The organism is Parabacteroides sp. PF5-6, from assembly GCF_029504695.1.
Taxonomy (GTDB): domain Bacteria; phylum Bacteroidota; class Bacteroidia; order Bacteroidales; family Tannerellaceae; genus QVMG01.
The window spans coordinates 49,048-65,922 of sequence record NZ_JAQFIN010000002.1 but is presented as its reverse complement, the minus strand read 5'-3'; the positions used below and the strand labels follow the sequence as shown (position 1 = coordinate 65,922).

Genomic DNA, 16,875 nt, shown 5'->3' with positions numbered 1-16,875 from the left:
TGGCCCAATCTCTGTCTGTGAATTAAGTTTGATAAAGTTGATGTAAAGATACATCAAAATGAAGACGCATTGTTATTCTTGACCTTAAAGCGAAAAAGAGAATATCCAAGACGAAACGGCGATTTGATTATTGAGGCTAAAAGAGAACAAAATAAGGGTGAAAGTAAAGGTTTCAGAGTATAAGTTGATATCATCAGAAAGATTTATTAATTTTGATGATGAAACAGAATTTAACTATCACAATAACACTTATAATAATGAGTATAATGGATGCTAATGGGCAATGTTTTTTTCCTTTTGGGCAGAAATTGGAAGCAGTAAGGCAGATCGAAAAGGAAGGTCCTAAGAAAGTTTTTGTGTTAGGGGTATACGCAAGTGCTGTACATGCAAAATGGATCAGTTCAGATGGAAAGGTTTTAATAAAAGCACTTGCTGTTGCGAGTGAACCATATATATTTTGGAATGGGTGCCCTGTGGAAAGTTCTGAAATTATTTCTAAAATAAATATCCCAAAAGAATTAGGAACTTTAGTGCCTGCAGATAGCATCTTCAACGGGCCATCAGGAAGAAGCCTTGATTCTCATTATTTATCCCCATTAAACTACATAAGAGATGATTGTTGGTTGTGTGATTTAATCCCTCATTCTTGCTTAAATTCGAGTCAGAAAAAAGCGCTTGAACGTGAATATGATAAATATGTTAAAACGGATCTACTCCCAGGTTATAATATACCAGAAGTTCCTAAAAAACTCGCTGACGAAAATAGGATTAAAGAAATACTAAATGAACTAAAACAGTCGCAAGCAAAGAAAATTATACTTCTTGGAGACCAACCAATCAAGTACTTTCTATCCAGATACTCTACTTACAAAAAATTGACAGATTTTAATCCTTATGGTATGCCTATCAAAATACTCATAGAAGATCAAGAATATGAAGTTCTCGCACTAGCACATCCAAGGCAAACTAGCAAATTGGGTAGTTCAAACCCCAAGTGGTATGATTGCCATCAGGAATGGATCAAGGGGTTAAAATGAACAAACTACCAGCTTATTGATTATAATTAAACCATTTACTATAGCAATAAAATAAAAATGAAAATTCTGTTAAAAAGCATCACTTTAATACTGCTATTTTCCGCTATTTCGTCGTATCACTTAGCAGCTCAAACTTTGCTTGAAAGGAAAAGGGAAGAGGCAAAACGAATTTATACTATTCTTGATGAAGATTATGCTTTTTTTAAAGGCATGGATGCTCCAAACGCAACATCTAATCAAAATTTCAACAATGGGCTTGTAGTTAAAGCTGTAGGAATAGGCGATTATCAGCCTTATGCTATGATCCATTCTAAACCATTAAATGACAAAGAAATTGTAGTTTACCGTACTTCTGATGTTCTTTTACAAATCGGAGACTTGATTTTCTACCCTCATAAGGTATACTTATTAGATGGTTCTACAACAGCATCTTCTGAGATTAAGGCTAAATTGATATATGAAAATACTAATCCTGTGAGTAATGTTTCAAAATTTGAACTTGAGCAAGAAAGGAGGCAGCATGAACTAGTACGGAAAGAAAAGCGTGATAGAGACAGGAAAATATATAATGATGAACTGCTTGATGAAATCGCTACTTTTTCTGTTCGCGGAGCAGATAGAGCATTTGAGTATGTTAAAAGAATTGAGACTCCTTTCTCAAAGAGCATTCTTAGTGAATTAAAAGATAGAGACTTATTGGCAGAGGAGAATGGGAATTTTCTTTACACTAATGCGATATTGATATATGCGCCTATGGAATACCCAAAATCTCATATTGAAAACGTGTTAGTTTTTTCAGAAGATCTTAATAATGCCTATGCTATTTTCCCTTTTGCTCTTGAGTTGGAGAAAGACTTTGGAATAGACATGCAGAAAGATAATTATATTGTAACAAGCAATAGTGTCTACGCCTTATCTCCTAAAATAGAAGAAAAAACAGACTCTACTATCACATATGGTATTTCTTGGTTACTAATAATACAAGAAGAAGGATTTGAAAATATTGAAGAGGTAACGGGTTATTTTATACCGCAGAATAAAAGCATAGAAATGGGAATTGTGAATCCAGAATCAGGTGTTCTGAGCCCAGATTTTCGCTATTGTGAATCATATTATTTAGATGATATCACAGGTTGTTATACAGTACATCGAGAATCTTTTTTTAAAAGCCAAAAAATGCAGATTACATATCTCCGTTATGAAATAGCAGGAACTGAAATCTACCAGATTGGAGCAGAATACAATACTATTCTTGATGGACGTACATCAGATGATGATGTAATTCTTATTTTCAAACTTCCATCTCATGACGATACAGATACGTGGAGAGTAAAAAATAGAGATGGAAGTACGACTATTCGTTCTGTTAGATATCAAGAAGACAGCAATCAAGATATTATAATATTAACAACATCAGTTAGCATAGAAAATGATAAAACTGTCGTTTGGGATGAGTATTATCAAAAAGGGAGTGGTTTTATAAAAACTACAGTAAATGGCAATGAGGTCAAAAGACGTATAGAGTAAACTTTCACTGTCCCTTTTCTTTCTATCCTTTTGTATCCATTTCGGGATCACCCCGTATTATTGTGGAGAACTTCCTACTCGATGATAATAGAGCACGCAGATGACGCAGACTAAAGCTCAGATGGTCACAGATAAATATTTAATTAATAATAAATTATCTGCGTAAATCTGCGTTTTAGTCTGCGTCATCTGCGTGCCATAATACCCACTCGAATTTCGACTCCAAAACTTTTGCTTTACGCTTCGCTAAGCGACCTTCGGTTCGGGGTGATCCCCAAATATCAGAGAAAGTGTAAACCATTGGCAAACCCCAAAGAAAAAGCACCTACGAAACCTTTCGTAAGTGCTTGATTTTAATCCGTCGGGATGACAGGATTTGAACCTGCGACCACACGCCCCCCAGACGCGTACTCTACCGGGCTGAGCTACATCCCGCTTATTGCGAGTGCAAAGGTAAAAAAGTTTTTGTCAGAAGCCAAAGCTTTCTCGGTAAAAATCGAGGGATTCGAGGATTTTCTCTTTGCTTACTTCCTGATTGATGCGGACGTCGCCGATATTGGCCAGGAGGGTGAAGTTGATTATGCCGCCTTCGTTTTTCTTGTCGTGGGTCATGTATTCGTACAGCCGTTCGTAGTCTTTGCAGTCGTAGGCGAAGGGCGGATAGTATTCTTTGATGTAATACAGGATGCGACTGAGCTTTTCGGAGGGGAAACCACAGGTTTTATGCGAGAGATACAACTCACAGATCATTCCGGCGGCAACGGCATGGCCGTGCAGGATCGGGTGTTGGGCGGAAGAAAGGCTTTCGGAGGCATGGCCGTGCAGGATCGGGCGTTGGGTGGAAGAAAGGCTTTCGGAGGCATGGCCGTGCAGGATCGGGCGTTGGGCGGAAGAAAGGCTTTCGGAGGCGTGGCCGTGCAGGATCGGGCGTTGGCGGGTGAAAGAAAGGCTTTCGAAGGCGTGGCCGATGGTGTGGCCGAAGTTCAAGGCTTTCCGGATTCCTTTCTCTTTAGGGTCCTGTTCGACGATATTTTCTTTGACGGCGACGGACTCGGAAACGAGAGTTGAAAGTTGAGAGTTGAGAGTTGAAAGTTGCTCCGCTGTATGCACGTTGGAGAATAAGGTGTTCAGATCGAATTGCAGTAGGGGGGCTAAGACCTTTTCGGAGCTGATCAAGGCGTGTTTGATCATTTCGGCATAACCGGAAAGGATGTTATCCGCATCTAATGTTTGCAGGAATCCGCAATCGATAAATACGCAGAGGGGAGGGTAGAAGGAACCGATCTCGTTCTTCAAGCCGTTGAAGTTGATCCCCGTTTTCCCGCCGACAGCGGCATCGACGGATGCCATCAGCGTGGTCGGGATATTGATCGTGCGGATACCGCGTTTGAACGTCGCGCCGGCAAAGCCGCCCATATCGGTGATCATGCCCCCGCCGAGGTTGATCAACAGGGAGTCGCGTGAGGCCCCTTCGGTCGACAGGCGCATCCAGATGTGCGCCAGGTGTTCGATATCCTTATGCGTATCGCCCGCCTCAACCGTGATCAGCGTCGCTTCCTTTATCGCAGGAATATCCTGCAACAAAGGAAGGCATGCTCTTTTCGTATTTTCGTCCGTAAGGATAAACAGTTTGTTGAACGTAAGGGAGGCCAGGAAGTCCGAAAGCTCGGTCTTCAAGTCTTTTACGATCACTACTTGCTGACGTGCCATGATATTAGTATTTCAATCCGGCCTCTTCAATGATCTTATCTACGGCATCGGCCAGGCCTTCGGGCTTTTTGCCTCCGGCGGTTGCGAAATGAGGTTGTCCGCCTCCGCCCCCCTGGATCAGGCTGGAAGCTCCTTTGACCAAGGTCGCGGCGTTGAGTCCTTGGGCTATCAGGCTATCGCTAAGCATCACCATCAGTGAACATTTCGATTCTTCGTACGTACCGGCCACCAGGATAAAAGGCACATTGATCTCGCCACGGATCTGGAACGCGATATTCTTCATCACCTCCGCATGGGCGTTCCCGATGAAACGAACCAGCTTCACACCGTCGTGATCAACTGCTCTGCGCAAGAGTTCTTCTTTCATCATCGCAGCTTTATCCTTCATAAAGTCTTCCACCTGCTTGCGCAATCCGGAATTCTCTTCGATGGCTTTGCGTATCGCCGGAAGGATATTGGGAATGTTATTGAACATCGACCGCACCTCACGCACCATATCCTGTTGCGCGTAGTATTGATCGTCGGCCCCTTCCGCCGTGATTGCTTCAATGCGTCGGATACCTGCGGCGATAGAGCTTTCGCTTACGATACGCATACTTCCGATCATACCGGTGGAAGGAATATGTGTTCCCCCGCAAAGCTCCACCGAGCTTCCGAATCGGATCACCCGCACCTCATCGCCATATTTCTCGCCGAACAATGCCATGGCTCCCAGTTCCATTGCCTCTTTGATCGGCACGCAGCGGTTTTCGTCCAGTGAGATATTCTCACGGATCTTCCGGTTTACCCGTTTCTCCACTTCGCGCAGCTCCTCATCGGTCACTTTCTGGAAGTGTGAGAAGTCAAAACGTAAAGACTCCGGAGAGACATACGAACCTTTCTGTTCCACATGCGTACCTAAGACATCGCGCAGGGCTTCGTGCAAGAGGTGGGTTGCCGTATGGTTGCATTCCGATTGCAGCCGTTTCTCTTTGTTGACCGTAGCGGTGAAAGTCGCCGTTACATCTTTCGGCAATTGAGAGACCAGATGCACCGAGAGGTTGTTTTCGCTCTTCGTATCTAATATGTTAATCTTTTCCTCTTCCCCGATCAACAGGCCGGAATCGCCGACTTGCCCCCCTTTTTCCGCATAGAAAGGCGTCTGATCGAAGACGAGCTGATAGAGTTCTTTATTCTTTTGTTTGACCTTGCGGTAACGCAGGATCTCCGCTTCGCATTCGAACAGGTCGTACCCGACAAAGCGACTTTCGCCTTCTTTGAGGATCACCCAGTCGCCGGTTTCCACCGCTGCCGCGTTGCGTGCCCGTTCTTTCTGTTTTTGCATCTCGGCGTTAAACTCTTCGAGATCGACATCCATCTGGTTCTCGCGCAGGATCAGTTCAGTCAGGTCCAAGGGGAATCCATAGGTATCGTATAAAGTAAAGGCATCCACGCCGGTTACCGTAGTCTTGCCGGCGGCTTTTGCCTCTTCCATTTTCTTGTCTAACAGGCGGATACCCGTCTCCAGCGTGCGCAGGAAAGATTCTTCTTCCTCTTTCATCACCTTTTCGATCAGGGTCTGCTGCGCGATCAGTTCCGGATAAGCATCTCCCATTGTGCCGATGAGCGATGGGATCAAGGTGTACAGAAACGCTTCGCGGCGGTTGAGGAACGTATACCCATAACGCACCGCGCGGCGCAGGATCCGGCGGATCACATAACCGGCCTTCGCGTTCGAGGGCAGTTGGCCGTCGGTGATCGAGAACGCGATCGTACGGATATGGTCGGCGATCACGCGCATGGCGATATCCTGTGGTTTGTTTTCTCCGTAGCGGGTGCCTGTCTTGGTGGCGATCGTCTGGATGATCGGTTGGAACACATCCGTATCGTAATTGGACGTCTTCCCTTGAATAGCCATGCACAAACGTTCGAATCCCATACCGGTATCGATCACCTTGGCCGGAAGACCGACCAGTGAACCGTCGCTCAGGCGGTTGTATTGCATAAACACCAGGTTCCAGATCTCGATCACCTGCGGATGATCCTTGTTTATCAGCTCCGCTCCCGGGATTGCCGCCCGTTCTTCGTCCGTACGCAGGTCGATATGCACTTCCGAGCAAGGACCGCAAGGCCCTGTATCGCCCATCTCCCAGAAATTATCTTTTTTGTTGCCGTTGAGGATATGATCCAACGGCAGGAATTCTTCCCAATACCCCGCGGCTTCTTCGTCGCGTTCGAGGTTCTCCGCCGGGCTGCCTTCGAATACGGTGGCATAGAGGCGTTTGGGCTCCAATCCGAGGGTGTCTACCAGGTATTCCCACGCCCAGCCGATCGCTTCTTTCTTGAAGTAATCGCCGAACGACCAGTTGCCCAACATCTCGAACATCGTATGATGATAGGTGTCGTGCCCTACCTCTTCCAGGTCGTTATGTTTACCACTCACACGCAGGCATTTCTGCGAGTCGGCGATACGCGGGTATTTGATAGGCACATTGCCCAGGATAATATCTTTGAATTGGTTCATTCCCGCGTTTGTAAACATTAAAGTGGGGTCACCTTTAATAACCATAGGTGCGGAAGGAACAATTTGATGGCCTTTAGATGCGAAAAAGGCTTTGAATGATTCACGGGTTTCTTTAGCTGTCAACATAATATGATGCACTTCACGTTAATATTCTCAAAAACGATTTGCAAAAGTACTGTAAATTATTACATTTGCATCTATTTCGCTAATATTTGTTTCATGAAGCTATTCAAATCGCGTAAAACTTATTACCGCTATAACCCCAATACACTCAGCTACGAACGGGTGTACCCCACCCATAAAGACCGCTTGTACGGTCTATTGCGCCACCTGAGCACCGGTGTGCTTTTCGGCGCGGCTACCTTCCTGGCTATCATGTATCTGATCGACTCACCCATGGAATCTCAACTGCGCAAGGAGAACAAGCTCCTGCAAACCCAATATGAGGTGCTTTCCCTCCGGTTGAACGACGCCCTGGATGTGTTGGAAGACCTGCAACAGCGGGATGAGAACCTTTACCGGGCGATCTTCCAGGCGGAGTCTATCCCCGAGTCGGTGCGCAAGTCCGGCTTCGGAGGTACAAACCGGTACGAACACCTGATGCAGTTGAGCAATCCCGAATTGGTGGTGGCTACTTCGCGCCGGATGGATATGTTGCGCAAGCAGTTGTATGTACAATCCAACTCGTTGGAAGAGCTGATTACGATCGGCAAGAGCCAGGAGGAGCGCAGTAAATGTATTCCCGCCATCCAGCCGATCTCGAATAAGGACCTTACCCGTACGGCTTCGGGTTACGGTATGCGTATCGACCCGATCTACCGCGTGCCCCGTTTCCATACGGGCATGGACTTCTCAGCCAAAACAGGAACTGAGATCTATGCCACGGGCGACGGCGTGGTGACCTATGCCGCCTGGAAACAAGGCTATGGCAATTGCCTGGTGATCAACCACGGCTACGGCTATGAAACCCTTTATGGGCACATGAGTAAGTATCGCGCCCGCGTGGGGCAGAAGGTGAAGCGCGGTCAGGTGATCGGCGAAGTAGGTAATACGGGAAAGTCGACCGGTCCGCACCTGCACTACGAAGTAATGGTCAGAGGCAAGTATGATAATCCCGCCCGGTACTACTTTATGGACCTGACGCCCGAGGAATACGACCGGATGATCCAGATTGCCGATAATCATGGCCAGGTAATGGACTAAACGAAGAAAGAACGATGGCCTTAAAGAAAGAAAAGAACCAGAAGTTGTACTATTCCATCAGTGAAGTGGCGCAGATGTTCGAGGTGAACGAGTCGACCCTCCGCTTTTGGGAGAAAGAGTTCGACGTGATCCGCCCGCGGAAGACGGCCAAAGGCACCCGTTTCTACAAACAGGAAGATATTGATGCCGTACGTTTGATCTATCACCTGGTCAAAGAGCGGGGCATGACCCTGGCCGGCGCCCGTCAGAAGTTGAAAGACAACAAAGAGACTACCGTTCGGCAGGAAGATATCGTCAACCGCCTGAAGCAGATCAAAGAAGAGCTCTTGTCGATGAAAGAAGCGTTTGATGCGATCGGACCGGCAGATTCAGTGGAAAGTTTTGAGTAGCGAGAGCAGAAACCAAGCTTGCTTGGATTATGCCGAGTCACGAAAAACTTCTGCTCAGAATGAGCAAAAATTGATAATTTAAATCTTATCTTCGCAGGCTAAAAATAAACAATACTAAATAAACATGGAAGTAACAGGAAGAGTAATTGCCGTACTGCCCGAACAGGGTGGAGTCAGCAAGACAGGCAATGAGTGGAAGAAACAAGAGTATGTAATCGAAACCCAGGAACAATACCCCAAGAAGGTCTGCTTCCAGTTGTTTGGCGCCGACCGCATCGCACAGGCCGCGATCCAGTCGGGCGAGGTGATCACGGTACATTTCGATATCGAAAGCCGCGAGTATCAGGGACGTTGGTACACGAACATCAACGGATGGCGCATCGAACGTCCGGCTGCCGACGGAGCGGCTCCTGCCGGTGAGGTGACGCCTGCTAACTTTGCTCCTGCCGGTGCTCCTGTCGCTCCCGACTTCCCACCGGCCAGTCCGGTCGATGATCTGCCTTTCTAACGTATGGATATCTTATTCCTGATAGGAGGCTTAGTCCTTATTCTGATCGGAGCTAACGCGCTTACCGACGGTGCTTCAGCCGTCGCTAAGCGCTTTCGCATTTCAAGCCTGGTGATCGGGCTTACCATTGTGGCATTCGGCACTTCGGCTCCGGAGCTGACCGTCAGCCTGGTATCCGCCCTGAAAGGCAGTGCCGATATCGCTATCGGGAATGTGGTCGGAAGTAATATCTTCAATACCTTGATGATCGTGGGCTGTACGGCGGCTATCGTGCCGATCGCCATCACCCGGGGCACGCTGAAGCACGAGATCCCGCTCTGTCTGCTCGCCGCCCTGGTCTTGTCGGTCTGCGCCAGTGATGTCCTATTGGGCAGTGGACCGGCCGATGTCATCAGCCGCAGCGAAGGCTTGCTCTTATTGGGTTTCTTTCTGATCTTTATGGCTTATACCTTCTCCATCGCCAAGAGCGGAACCGCGAACGACGACGACACCGCCATCAAAGAGATGCCCGCCTGGCGCTCTGCCTTTTATATCGCAGGCGGCCTGGCGGCGTTGGTCTATGGCGGACAGATCTTTGTCGACGGCGCTTCCGGCATCGCCCGAAGCCTGGGCGTGACGGAGTCGGTCATCGGATTGACCCTGGTCGCCGGTGGCACCTCTTTGCCCGAACTGGCCACCTCGGTGGTCGCTGCCTTAAAGAAAAACCCGGAAATGGCCATCGGCAACGTGATCGGCTCCAACCTGTTCAATATCTTCTTTGTCCTGGGCTGCAGCGCGACAATCACCCCGTTGACGATACAGGGATTGACCCCGGTCGACTTCTCCGTACTTATCCTTTCGGCAGTCCTATTGTATGTCTTCGGCCTCTTTTTCCGCAAAAGAACCATCACCCGCTGGGAAGGCCTCGCCCTGGTTGCCTGTTATGTGGGATATACCGCCTACCTCATTATGGGACAATAAACGGTAATATCCCGACCGTGCCCGTAGCCAAACCCGGCGATCCAGTCCGCCAGGCTGCCCTGCGTCTTGCTCCACTCACTTTTGACAATGAATTGCCACCGCCTTGGCAAAACTTTGCCATGCCGGTGGCAAAACTTTGCCAAGGCGGTGACAAACTTTTGCCATGACGAAGGCAAAGCTTTGCCAAGGGCAGGCAAAGCTTATTCCCGCTTTAATCTTTAAATAAACGCATTAGAGCTTCTTTGTAGCTGCCGCCGATGGGTAGTTTTTTGCCGGCGATCTGGAGAATATTCTTATCGATCAGTTCGATATGGTTCAGGGCGATGATATACGATTTGTGGATGCGGATAAAGCGGTCCGAGGGCAGGCGTTCTTCCAGTTCGCGGAGCGAGATCAGCGTGGTGATGCGCTGGGTGGTGGTATGAAACGTGACATATTCCCGCTGGCCTTCGACAAAGAGTAGTTCTTTGTAGTGGATGCGGTACACTTTCGAGCCGCTTTTGACGATCAGGCTGTCCTCTTCGGGTTTCTCTGCCGGCTGGCTGATGACGTTTACGACCGGTTGCGGCACTTCATGACTGCTCCGGCGTTCGGTCACCTTATTGATCGCCTGCAGGAAGCGGGGGAAAGCGATGGGTTTCAACAGGTAATCCACCACATCCAGTTCGTAGCTCTCGACGGCATATTCCGAGTAAGCCGTTGTAAAAATAATCGCCGGCGGGTTCTTCAACCGGCGGGCGAATTCCAGTCCGGTGATCTCCGGCATCTGAATATCCAACAGCATAATATCGATCTTTTCCTTTTGCAACAGCGTCATAGCTTCGAACACATTCGAGGCCATGCCGGTGAGCGTCAGGAAAGGCAGTTTCGAGACATATTCCGACAATAGCTTGCGGGCATGAAACTCATCGTCAACAACTAAAACACTCAGTAGTTCGCTCATGGGATTCTTTTCTGTTTATAAAGGTAATGGATAATTCCACCCGGAACAATTCCGGCAGATTGGAGATCTCCAGTTTGTGGTTGTCCGGGTAATAGATATCCAGGCGCCGGCGGACATTCTCGATGCCGATGCCGGGATCTTTCACGACCGGTGCGTGTTTGATCATCGGCTGGCTGTTCTCGGCCACGAAAAGGAGCCGTTCCGCATTGGCTTCGAGCGAGATGCGCACAAAACTATTGCAATCGACCTCCAAGGGGGTATGTTTAAAGCAGTTCTCGACCAACGGCTGGAAGATCATCGGCGGGATAGACAAGCCGGCACCGTCTTCCACGTGGTAGGTGAAGCGGATATCCTTATCGCATTCGAAACGTAGTTTCTGGAAATCGATAAAGTTCTTGATGTATTCGATATCCTTGACCAACGGGGTCACCTCCGTCTCGCAATCTTCCATCAGGTAACGCATCATCTGCGCCAGCTTCAACACATAACCCGAGCTATACTCGTCTTTGAAGTACGTCATGGAATAGATATTGTTCAACGCGTTGAACACGAAGTGCGAATTGATCTGCGACTTCAATACCCGGGCTTCCAGCGTCTTGCGTTCCGACAAGAGCTTCTCTTTCTGGCGGGTGGTCTCTTTGGCTTTCTTGCCGAAAGCCACGAGACTGGAAAGGGCAAAGCTCATCGTTAATAAAGCGATGTATTTCGAGGTCGAGAAGAAATCTTTGTATTCATAGAAAGGCGTACCGTCGAAAGGCATACCGTCTCTAAATAGATCTTCTATGGGTTCCTTGACAATCATATAGTAGACCTTCGTCTCGAGGTAGGCCGACAGGTTGATCATGATGCCGAGCATCAGGATACACGAAAAGACATAGGTGACTTTCCGCCCTTTCATCATGATGCGGGGAAGCAAGACCTTCTGATTCCCATAATACACAATCATGATGCTGACTAAGGTTAATACAGCTACAACGAACGACAATCTCAGGCTGATCCAAAGGTTGTGCGGAAAAGCAAGAATAAACACCAGCGTCCAAATGCTCAGGGCCTGGTAGCCGATCTTGTTACGTATATAATCAATTACTTTATTCATTTTAGTAGTTCGTAGTTGGTAGTTAGTAGTTGGTAGTAAGTAGGGCATGCCGTAATTTATCTACTGACTACTTACTACTAACTACCAACTACTGCATTCGGTATGCCGAATGCTATAAAACGAATTAAAGGTAAGCATTATCCGTATACGCAAGCTATGATTTCAATCAATTGCGTGATCTTTTCAAACAAATGCTGCAAATCTTCAACGACCGGCTGTTTCGCGTATTTCTTCTTCAACGAATGGCATTATTGAACCACTGGAGGCTTTGATTTAGATAGTCTGTGCCTGTGTTGAATTTATTTTTCCGGGTCGGAATTCTTATGGACTTTTGCCTGCGGATACGAAGAAAAGAGCTTTAGGCTTAAAATATAAAGGGTTTTAAATTGTCTGTAAGGATATAGGTATAGTATTAATTGAATAAAAGGTGAAAGATGAAGGATCTAATTAAATTTACAATTGGAGTGACAGTATTGATGATGATGATGGTTTCCTGCGGAGGCAATAATGGTTCCTCCGCAGCCCATCAGGCTACCGTGCAGGAATACCCTGTGATGGTGATGAACAAGCAGGAGGCCAACCTGCAATCCGTTTATCCGGCCACGATCCGTGGGCAGGAAGATATAGAAATCAAACCGCGGGTGGACGGATATATCGAAGCGATCTATGTGGATGAAGGATCGGTGGTGCGAAGCGGGCAAGCCTTGTTCCGTATCAACTCGCCGTCGTCGGAACAGTCGTTGACCTCGGCGCGTGCCGCGGTAAACAGTGAGAAGGCTCGGGTGAATACCGCCAAGGTCGATGTCGAGCGCTACCGTCCGCTGGCTGAGAAAGGTATTGTCAGCGAGGTACAGTTGCAAACCTACGAGAACGCCTACCAAACGGCATTGGCTACGCTCGAACAGGCCGAAGCGACGTTGAAAAACGCGGAAGCGATGATGAGCTGGACGACAGTAAGCAGCCCGGTCGACGGTGTGGTGGGTTCTATCCCTTACCGCAAGGGTAGCTTGGTGAACAGCGCCAATACCTTGACGAGCATCGCCAATACGGGAAACGTCTATGCGTACTTCTCCTTGAACGAGCGCAAACTAATGGACTTTATGGAAGGCGTGGAAGGCGCCACACAGTCGGAAAAGATCAAGAATATGCCGCCGGTCGCGTTGATCCTGTCTGATGGCTCGACCTACGAAGCATACGGACGGATTGAAACGATTACCGGAACGGTGGACATCACGACAGGCTCCGCGAACTTCCGTGCCGAGTTTGCCAACCCTTCGGGCAAATTGCGTAGCGGCACGAGCGGCAAGGTGGTGATCCCCAATACGCTGAGTGATGTCTATGTGATTCCGCAGAAGGCAACCTTCAGTCAGCAGGACAAAGTCTTGGTCTACAAGATGGAGGGTGACTCGGTGCGCCAACATATCATCTCGGTGCAAACGATGCCGAATGGTTTGGACTATGCCGTGACCCACGGGCTGTCGGATGGCGACAAGATCGTCTCCGATGGCGTTGCCACCCTGCGCAACGGCATGAAAATCGCCGCCAAGAAAGAACTAACTGCTTCGGTTAATTAAATAATACGATCTAAAGCTGGGGCTGACCTAAAACGCTTCCTAAGGCTCTCCTCCTTTGAAAAGGAGGAGTACCCGAACGAAGAGAGGGGGAGGTGGTTAGACTCTTTATCCACAAATATTTAAGGCATCTAACCACCTCCCGGCTCGTACCTCGCCGTACTCCTCCTTTTCAAAGGAGGAGAGCTTTAGGAAACTTTTGGACCAGGCGAGGACACTTTGATACCTTTGAGTCAGACAAAGACACAAGATAGTTCACTTACTATTTATTCTATAGAAAACAAACAAATTATGCTTAAAACATTTATAGATCGCCCCGTGCTCTCGACGGTGATCTCGATAATTATTGTCGTCTTGGGAATCATTGGCTTGTATATGTTGCCGGTGGAACAATATCCGGATATCGCACCGCCCACGGTGCAGGTGGAGGCTTCGTATAACGGTGCCAATGCCGACGTGATGATGAACAGTGTGATCATCCCGCTGGAAGAAGCGATCAACGGGGTGGAAGGGATGACCTACATGACTTCCTCCGCCGAGACCGGTTCAGCAAATATCACCGTCTATTTCAAGCAGGGAATCGATCCCGATATGGCGACAGTGAACGTGCAGAACCTGGTCAACCAGGCCTCCTCCCTCTTGCCCGCCGAAGTAACTCAGGCTGGGGTTACCGTACGTAAGCAGCAGACGAGTAACATCCTGATGATGTCTTTCGTCTCTGAAAACCCGGACTACGACTCCAAGTTCCTGCAGAACTACGCCAATATCAATATTATTCCTCAGATCAAGCGTGTCTATGGCGTGGGGAATGCCCAGGTGTATGGTGCAAACGACTATTCGATGCGCGTATGGCTGAAGCCCGACGTGATGGCATCGTATAAGATCTCGACGGGCGAGGTCATTGCCGCCCTGCGGGATCAGAACATCGAAGCGGCTCCCGGCCAGTTGGGCGAGAACAGCAACCAGGCTTTTCAATATACCTTGAAGTATACCGGACGGCTCTCTTCGACGGAAGAGTTCGAGAATATTATCGTGCGCTCGCAGGACGGGAAGATCGTTCGCCTGAGCGATATTGCCGATGTCGAGTTGGGCTCTTTGATGTACAGCGTATCAACAACGACCGATGGGAAAGCGTCTATCATGATGGCGATCACGCAGACCGCGGGTTCCAATGCACAGGAAGTGCTTAGTAGTGTTAAAGCTGAATTGGACAAAGCGGCTGAGGATCTTCCTCCGGGTTTGAAGTTCACCTACCTGATGGACGTGAGTGATTTCCTGAACGCCTCGATCAATAAGGTAGTTTCTACCCTGATCGAAGCCTTCCTCCTGGTGTTCCTGGTGGTGTTTATCTTCCTGCAGAACTTCCGCTCGACATTGATCCCCGCCATTGCCGTGCCGGTGGCTATCGTCGGAACCTTCTTCTTCCTTTGGGTAATGGGCTTTTCGATTAATATCCTTACTCTTTTCGCATTGGTGTTGGCGATTGGTATTGTGGTCGACGATGCCATTGTGGTGGTCGAGGCGGTGCACGCCGAGATGGAGAGTGGCACGAAAGATCCGCGGGAAGCAGCGATCAAAGCGATGAAAGAGATCGCTCCGGCAATCGTCTCCATCACGTTGGTTATGGCTTCCGTCTTTATCCCCGTTAGTTTTATCGGCGGTACGACGGGTATCTTCTACCAGCAGTTCGGCTTAACGCTGGCGGTAGCAATCGGTATCTCGGCAATCAATGCGTTGACGTTGAGCCCCGCGCTCTGTGCCTTGTTCCTCAAACCGCATACGGGCGAATATGCAAAGAAGAACTTCCTCCAGCGCTTCTTCTATTATTTCAATGCCGGCTTTGGCGCAGCAACATCAAAATACCGGAGCTCGCTGATTTTCCTCGGTAAGAAAGGACACCGCTGGATCACGGTGGCGATTATCGTAGTCAGCTCCATTATCCTGTTCGGCCTGATGAAGGTACTGCCTACCGGGTTCGTTCCGCAGGAAGACAGTGGGGGCGTAATGGGTATGATCACCCTGGCGCCGGGTTCCTCGATGGAACGGACCGACTCGGTGATACGTGCCGTCGTTGAGATGGCCAATGAGATTCCGGAAGTGAAGAATTTAGGGAGTATAAATGGGATAAGCTTTATGAGCGGGATGGGTAGTTCGTATGGTTCCATGATTATCAAGATGGATCATTGGGACGACCGCAAGATCACCGCCAGTGAAGTGGCCGCCATCATGACAGAGAAAACCAAATCGATCAACAACGCCACCTTTATGTTCTTCGGAACTCCGACCATTCAGGGATTCGGCTTAAATAGCGGAGTGTCGGTCAACCTGCAGGACCGTACCGGCGGAGATATCTATAAGTTCTACGACATTACGAACGACTTCCTGGCTAAGATGAACGAACGCGACGAGGTGATGATGGCCATGACCACCTTCAACCCCAACTTCCCGCAGAAGCAGATCGAAGCGAATATGGCGAAGATCAAAGAAGCCGGATTGACATTGAACGATGTGATGGGCACGCTGCAAGCCTATATCGGTAGCCAGTATATCTCGAACTTCAACCTCTACGGCAAGCAGTTCCGGGTCATGGTGCAGGCCTCGCCCGAGTACCGCTCGAAAGAGGCCGATCTGGATGGTATGTTTGTCAAGACGGCCAATGGAGAGATGGCGCCGATCACAGAGTTTGTGACGATCACCGATATGACCGGGCCGGAGACCCGTACGCGTTTCAACCTCTACTCGTCTATGGAACTGACGATCATCCCGAACTTCTACGGACAATACAGCTCCGGCGACGTGATCAAAGCCATCGAAGAGGTGAAAGCCGAGACGCTGCCGCAGGGCTACAGTTACGAGTTCTCAGGCATGACGCGCGAGGAATCCGAAAGTAGCAGCCAAACGGTATTGATCTTCGGGCTTTGCCTGATCTTCGTCTACCTCTTGCTCGCCGCTTTGTACGAGAGTTATATCCTGCCGTTGGCGGTGATCTTCTCCCTGCCCGTCGGGCTGGCGGGTGTGTTTATCTTCCTGGCGGCATTCGGCTTGAACCAGGGGATTACGAATAATATCTACGTGCAGATCTCCCTGATCATGTTGATCGGACTGTTGGCAAAGAACGCGATTCTGATCGTAGAGTATGCGATTCAGCGGCGCCAACAAGGCATGAGCATTGTGGAAGCTGCGGTGAACGGCGCCGTCGCCCGTTTCCGTCCGATTCTGATGACCTCGTTTGCCTTTATCTTCGGATTGGTTCCGTTGGCCCTTGCCACAGGCGCCGGAGCGATCGGTAACCGTTCGATCGGGATCAGCGCCATCGGTGGGATGTTGATCGGGACACTGATCGGGGTGGTGGTTATTCCTTCCCTCTACATCATGTTCCAGGCGATACAGGAAAGGTTTAGTAAAAAGAAAGAAGTTGGAAGTTAGAA

Annotated in this window: 12 protein-coding genes and 1 tRNA gene; 8 read left to right on the top strand and 5 right to left on the bottom strand. The window is 48.7% G+C overall.

The features are described 5' to 3' along the window. The first annotated feature begins 215 nt into the window (after positions 1-215). Together M2133_RS02350 and M2133_RS02345 are read left to right on the top strand one after the other, a co-directional pair. Complete coding sequence (locus M2133_RS02350) at positions 216-1,037, top strand: hypothetical protein (RefSeq protein ID WP_277464361.1); 822 nt, start codon at positions 216-218, stop codon at positions 1,035-1,037. Between the two features lie 57 nt (positions 1,038-1,094). Next, positions 1,095-2,564, top strand: coding sequence for a hypothetical protein (locus tag M2133_RS02345; RefSeq protein ID WP_277464360.1), 1,470 nt, complete (start codon positions 1,095-1,097; stop codon positions 2,562-2,564). A 361-nt stretch (positions 2,565-2,925) separates the two neighbouring features. On the opposite strand, the gene M2133_RS02340 is transcribed toward M2133_RS02345, so the two are convergent. The 3 genes from M2133_RS02340 to alaS all read right to left on the bottom strand — a co-directional run bounded on the left by M2133_RS02340 (position 2,926) and on the right by alaS (position 6,903). Continuing rightward, positions 2,926-2,999 (bottom strand) — tRNA-Pro (locus M2133_RS02340). Between the two features lie 33 nt (positions 3,000-3,032). Continuing rightward, positions 3,033-4,274 (bottom strand): iron-containing alcohol dehydrogenase, encoded by a 1,242-nt coding sequence (locus M2133_RS02335; protein ID WP_277464359.1) that lies wholly within the window; start codon positions 4,272-4,274, stop codon positions 3,033-3,035. A gap of 4 nt (positions 4,275-4,278) precedes the next feature. After that, entirely contained in the window at positions 4,279-6,903 is a 2,625-nt protein-coding gene (gene alaS / locus M2133_RS02330; RefSeq protein ID WP_277464358.1) for an alanine--tRNA ligase, read from the bottom strand. A 93-nt stretch (positions 6,904-6,996) separates the two neighbouring features. Between alaS and M2133_RS02325 the strand changes: the two genes are divergently transcribed. From M2133_RS02325 to M2133_RS02310, 4 genes are all read left to right on the top strand, one after another. Next, on the top strand, positions 6,997-7,980 hold the full coding sequence (locus M2133_RS02325) for a M23 family metallopeptidase (protein ID WP_277464357.1): 984 nt from the start codon (positions 6,997-6,999) through the stop codon (positions 7,978-7,980). 14 nt (positions 7,981-7,994) lie between these two features. Next, positions 7,995-8,369, top strand: coding sequence for a MerR family transcriptional regulator (locus M2133_RS02320; RefSeq protein WP_277464356.1), 375 nt, complete (start codon positions 7,995-7,997; stop codon positions 8,367-8,369). A 124-nt stretch (positions 8,370-8,493) separates the two neighbouring features. Further along, positions 8,494-8,877, top strand: coding sequence for a DUF3127 domain-containing protein (locus tag M2133_RS02315; RefSeq protein WP_277464355.1), 384 nt, complete (start codon positions 8,494-8,496; stop codon positions 8,875-8,877). 3 nt (positions 8,878-8,880) lie between these two features. Further along, entirely contained in the window at positions 8,881-9,837 is a 957-nt protein-coding gene (locus tag M2133_RS02310) for a calcium/sodium antiporter (RefSeq protein ID WP_277464354.1), read from the top strand. Between the two features lie 211 nt (positions 9,838-10,048). Here the strand turns inward: M2133_RS02310 and M2133_RS02305 are convergent, their stop codons facing one another. Further along, positions 10,049-10,780, bottom strand: a complete 732-nt coding sequence (locus M2133_RS02305) for a LytTR family DNA-binding domain-containing protein (protein WP_277464353.1) — start codon at positions 10,778-10,780, stop codon at positions 10,049-10,051. Continuing rightward, positions 10,749-11,876 (bottom strand): histidine kinase, encoded by a 1,128-nt coding sequence (locus M2133_RS02300; RefSeq protein ID WP_277464352.1) that lies wholly within the window; start codon positions 11,874-11,876, stop codon positions 10,749-10,751. Before M2133_RS02300 ends, M2133_RS02305 begins: the two co-directional genes overlap by 32 nt. A gap of 434 nt (positions 11,877-12,310) precedes the next feature. Here M2133_RS02300 and M2133_RS02295 point away from each other — a divergent pair, with 434 nt between their 5' ends. Beyond that, positions 12,311-13,450 (top strand): efflux RND transporter periplasmic adaptor subunit, encoded by a 1,140-nt coding sequence (locus tag M2133_RS02295; protein ID WP_277464351.1) that lies wholly within the window; start codon positions 12,311-12,313, stop codon positions 13,448-13,450. Between the two features lie 288 nt (positions 13,451-13,738). Then, entirely contained in the window at positions 13,739-16,873 is a 3,135-nt protein-coding gene (locus M2133_RS02290) for an efflux RND transporter permease subunit (protein WP_277464350.1), read from the top strand. Positions 16,874-16,875 lie beyond the last annotated feature (2 nt).

Bases quoted from the DNA above. Each gene is read 5' to 3' on its own strand.
- M2133_RS02350 (WP_277464361.1), top strand. From the start codon at position 216: ATGATGAAACAGAATTTAACTATCACAATAACACTTATAATAATGAGT.
- M2133_RS02345 (WP_277464360.1), top strand. From the start codon at position 1,095: ATGAAAATTCTGTTAAAAAGCATCACTTTAATACTGCTATTTTCCGCT.
- M2133_RS02335 (WP_277464359.1), bottom strand. From the start codon at position 4,274: ATGGCACGTCAGCAAGTAGTGATCGTAAAAGACTTGAAGACCGAGCTT.
- alaS (WP_277464358.1), bottom strand. From the start codon at position 6,903: ATGTTGACAGCTAAAGAAACCCGTGAATCATTCAAAGCCTTTTTCGCA.
- M2133_RS02325 (WP_277464357.1), top strand. From the start codon at position 6,997: ATGAAGCTATTCAAATCGCGTAAAACTTATTACCGCTATAACCCCAAT.
- M2133_RS02320 (WP_277464356.1), top strand. From the start codon at position 7,995: ATGGCCTTAAAGAAAGAAAAGAACCAGAAGTTGTACTATTCCATCAGT.
- M2133_RS02315 (WP_277464355.1), top strand. From the start codon at position 8,494: ATGGAAGTAACAGGAAGAGTAATTGCCGTACTGCCCGAACAGGGTGGA.
- M2133_RS02310 (WP_277464354.1), top strand. From the start codon at position 8,881: ATGGATATCTTATTCCTGATAGGAGGCTTAGTCCTTATTCTGATCGGA.
- M2133_RS02305 (WP_277464353.1), bottom strand. From the start codon at position 10,780: ATGAGCGAACTACTGAGTGTTTTAGTTGTTGACGATGAGTTTCATGCC.
- M2133_RS02300 (WP_277464352.1), bottom strand. From the start codon at position 11,876: ATGAATAAAGTAATTGATTATATACGTAACAAGATCGGCTACCAGGCC.
- M2133_RS02295 (WP_277464351.1), top strand. From the start codon at position 12,311: ATGAAGGATCTAATTAAATTTACAATTGGAGTGACAGTATTGATGATG.
- M2133_RS02290 (WP_277464350.1), top strand. From the start codon at position 13,739: ATGCTTAAAACATTTATAGATCGCCCCGTGCTCTCGACGGTGATCTCG.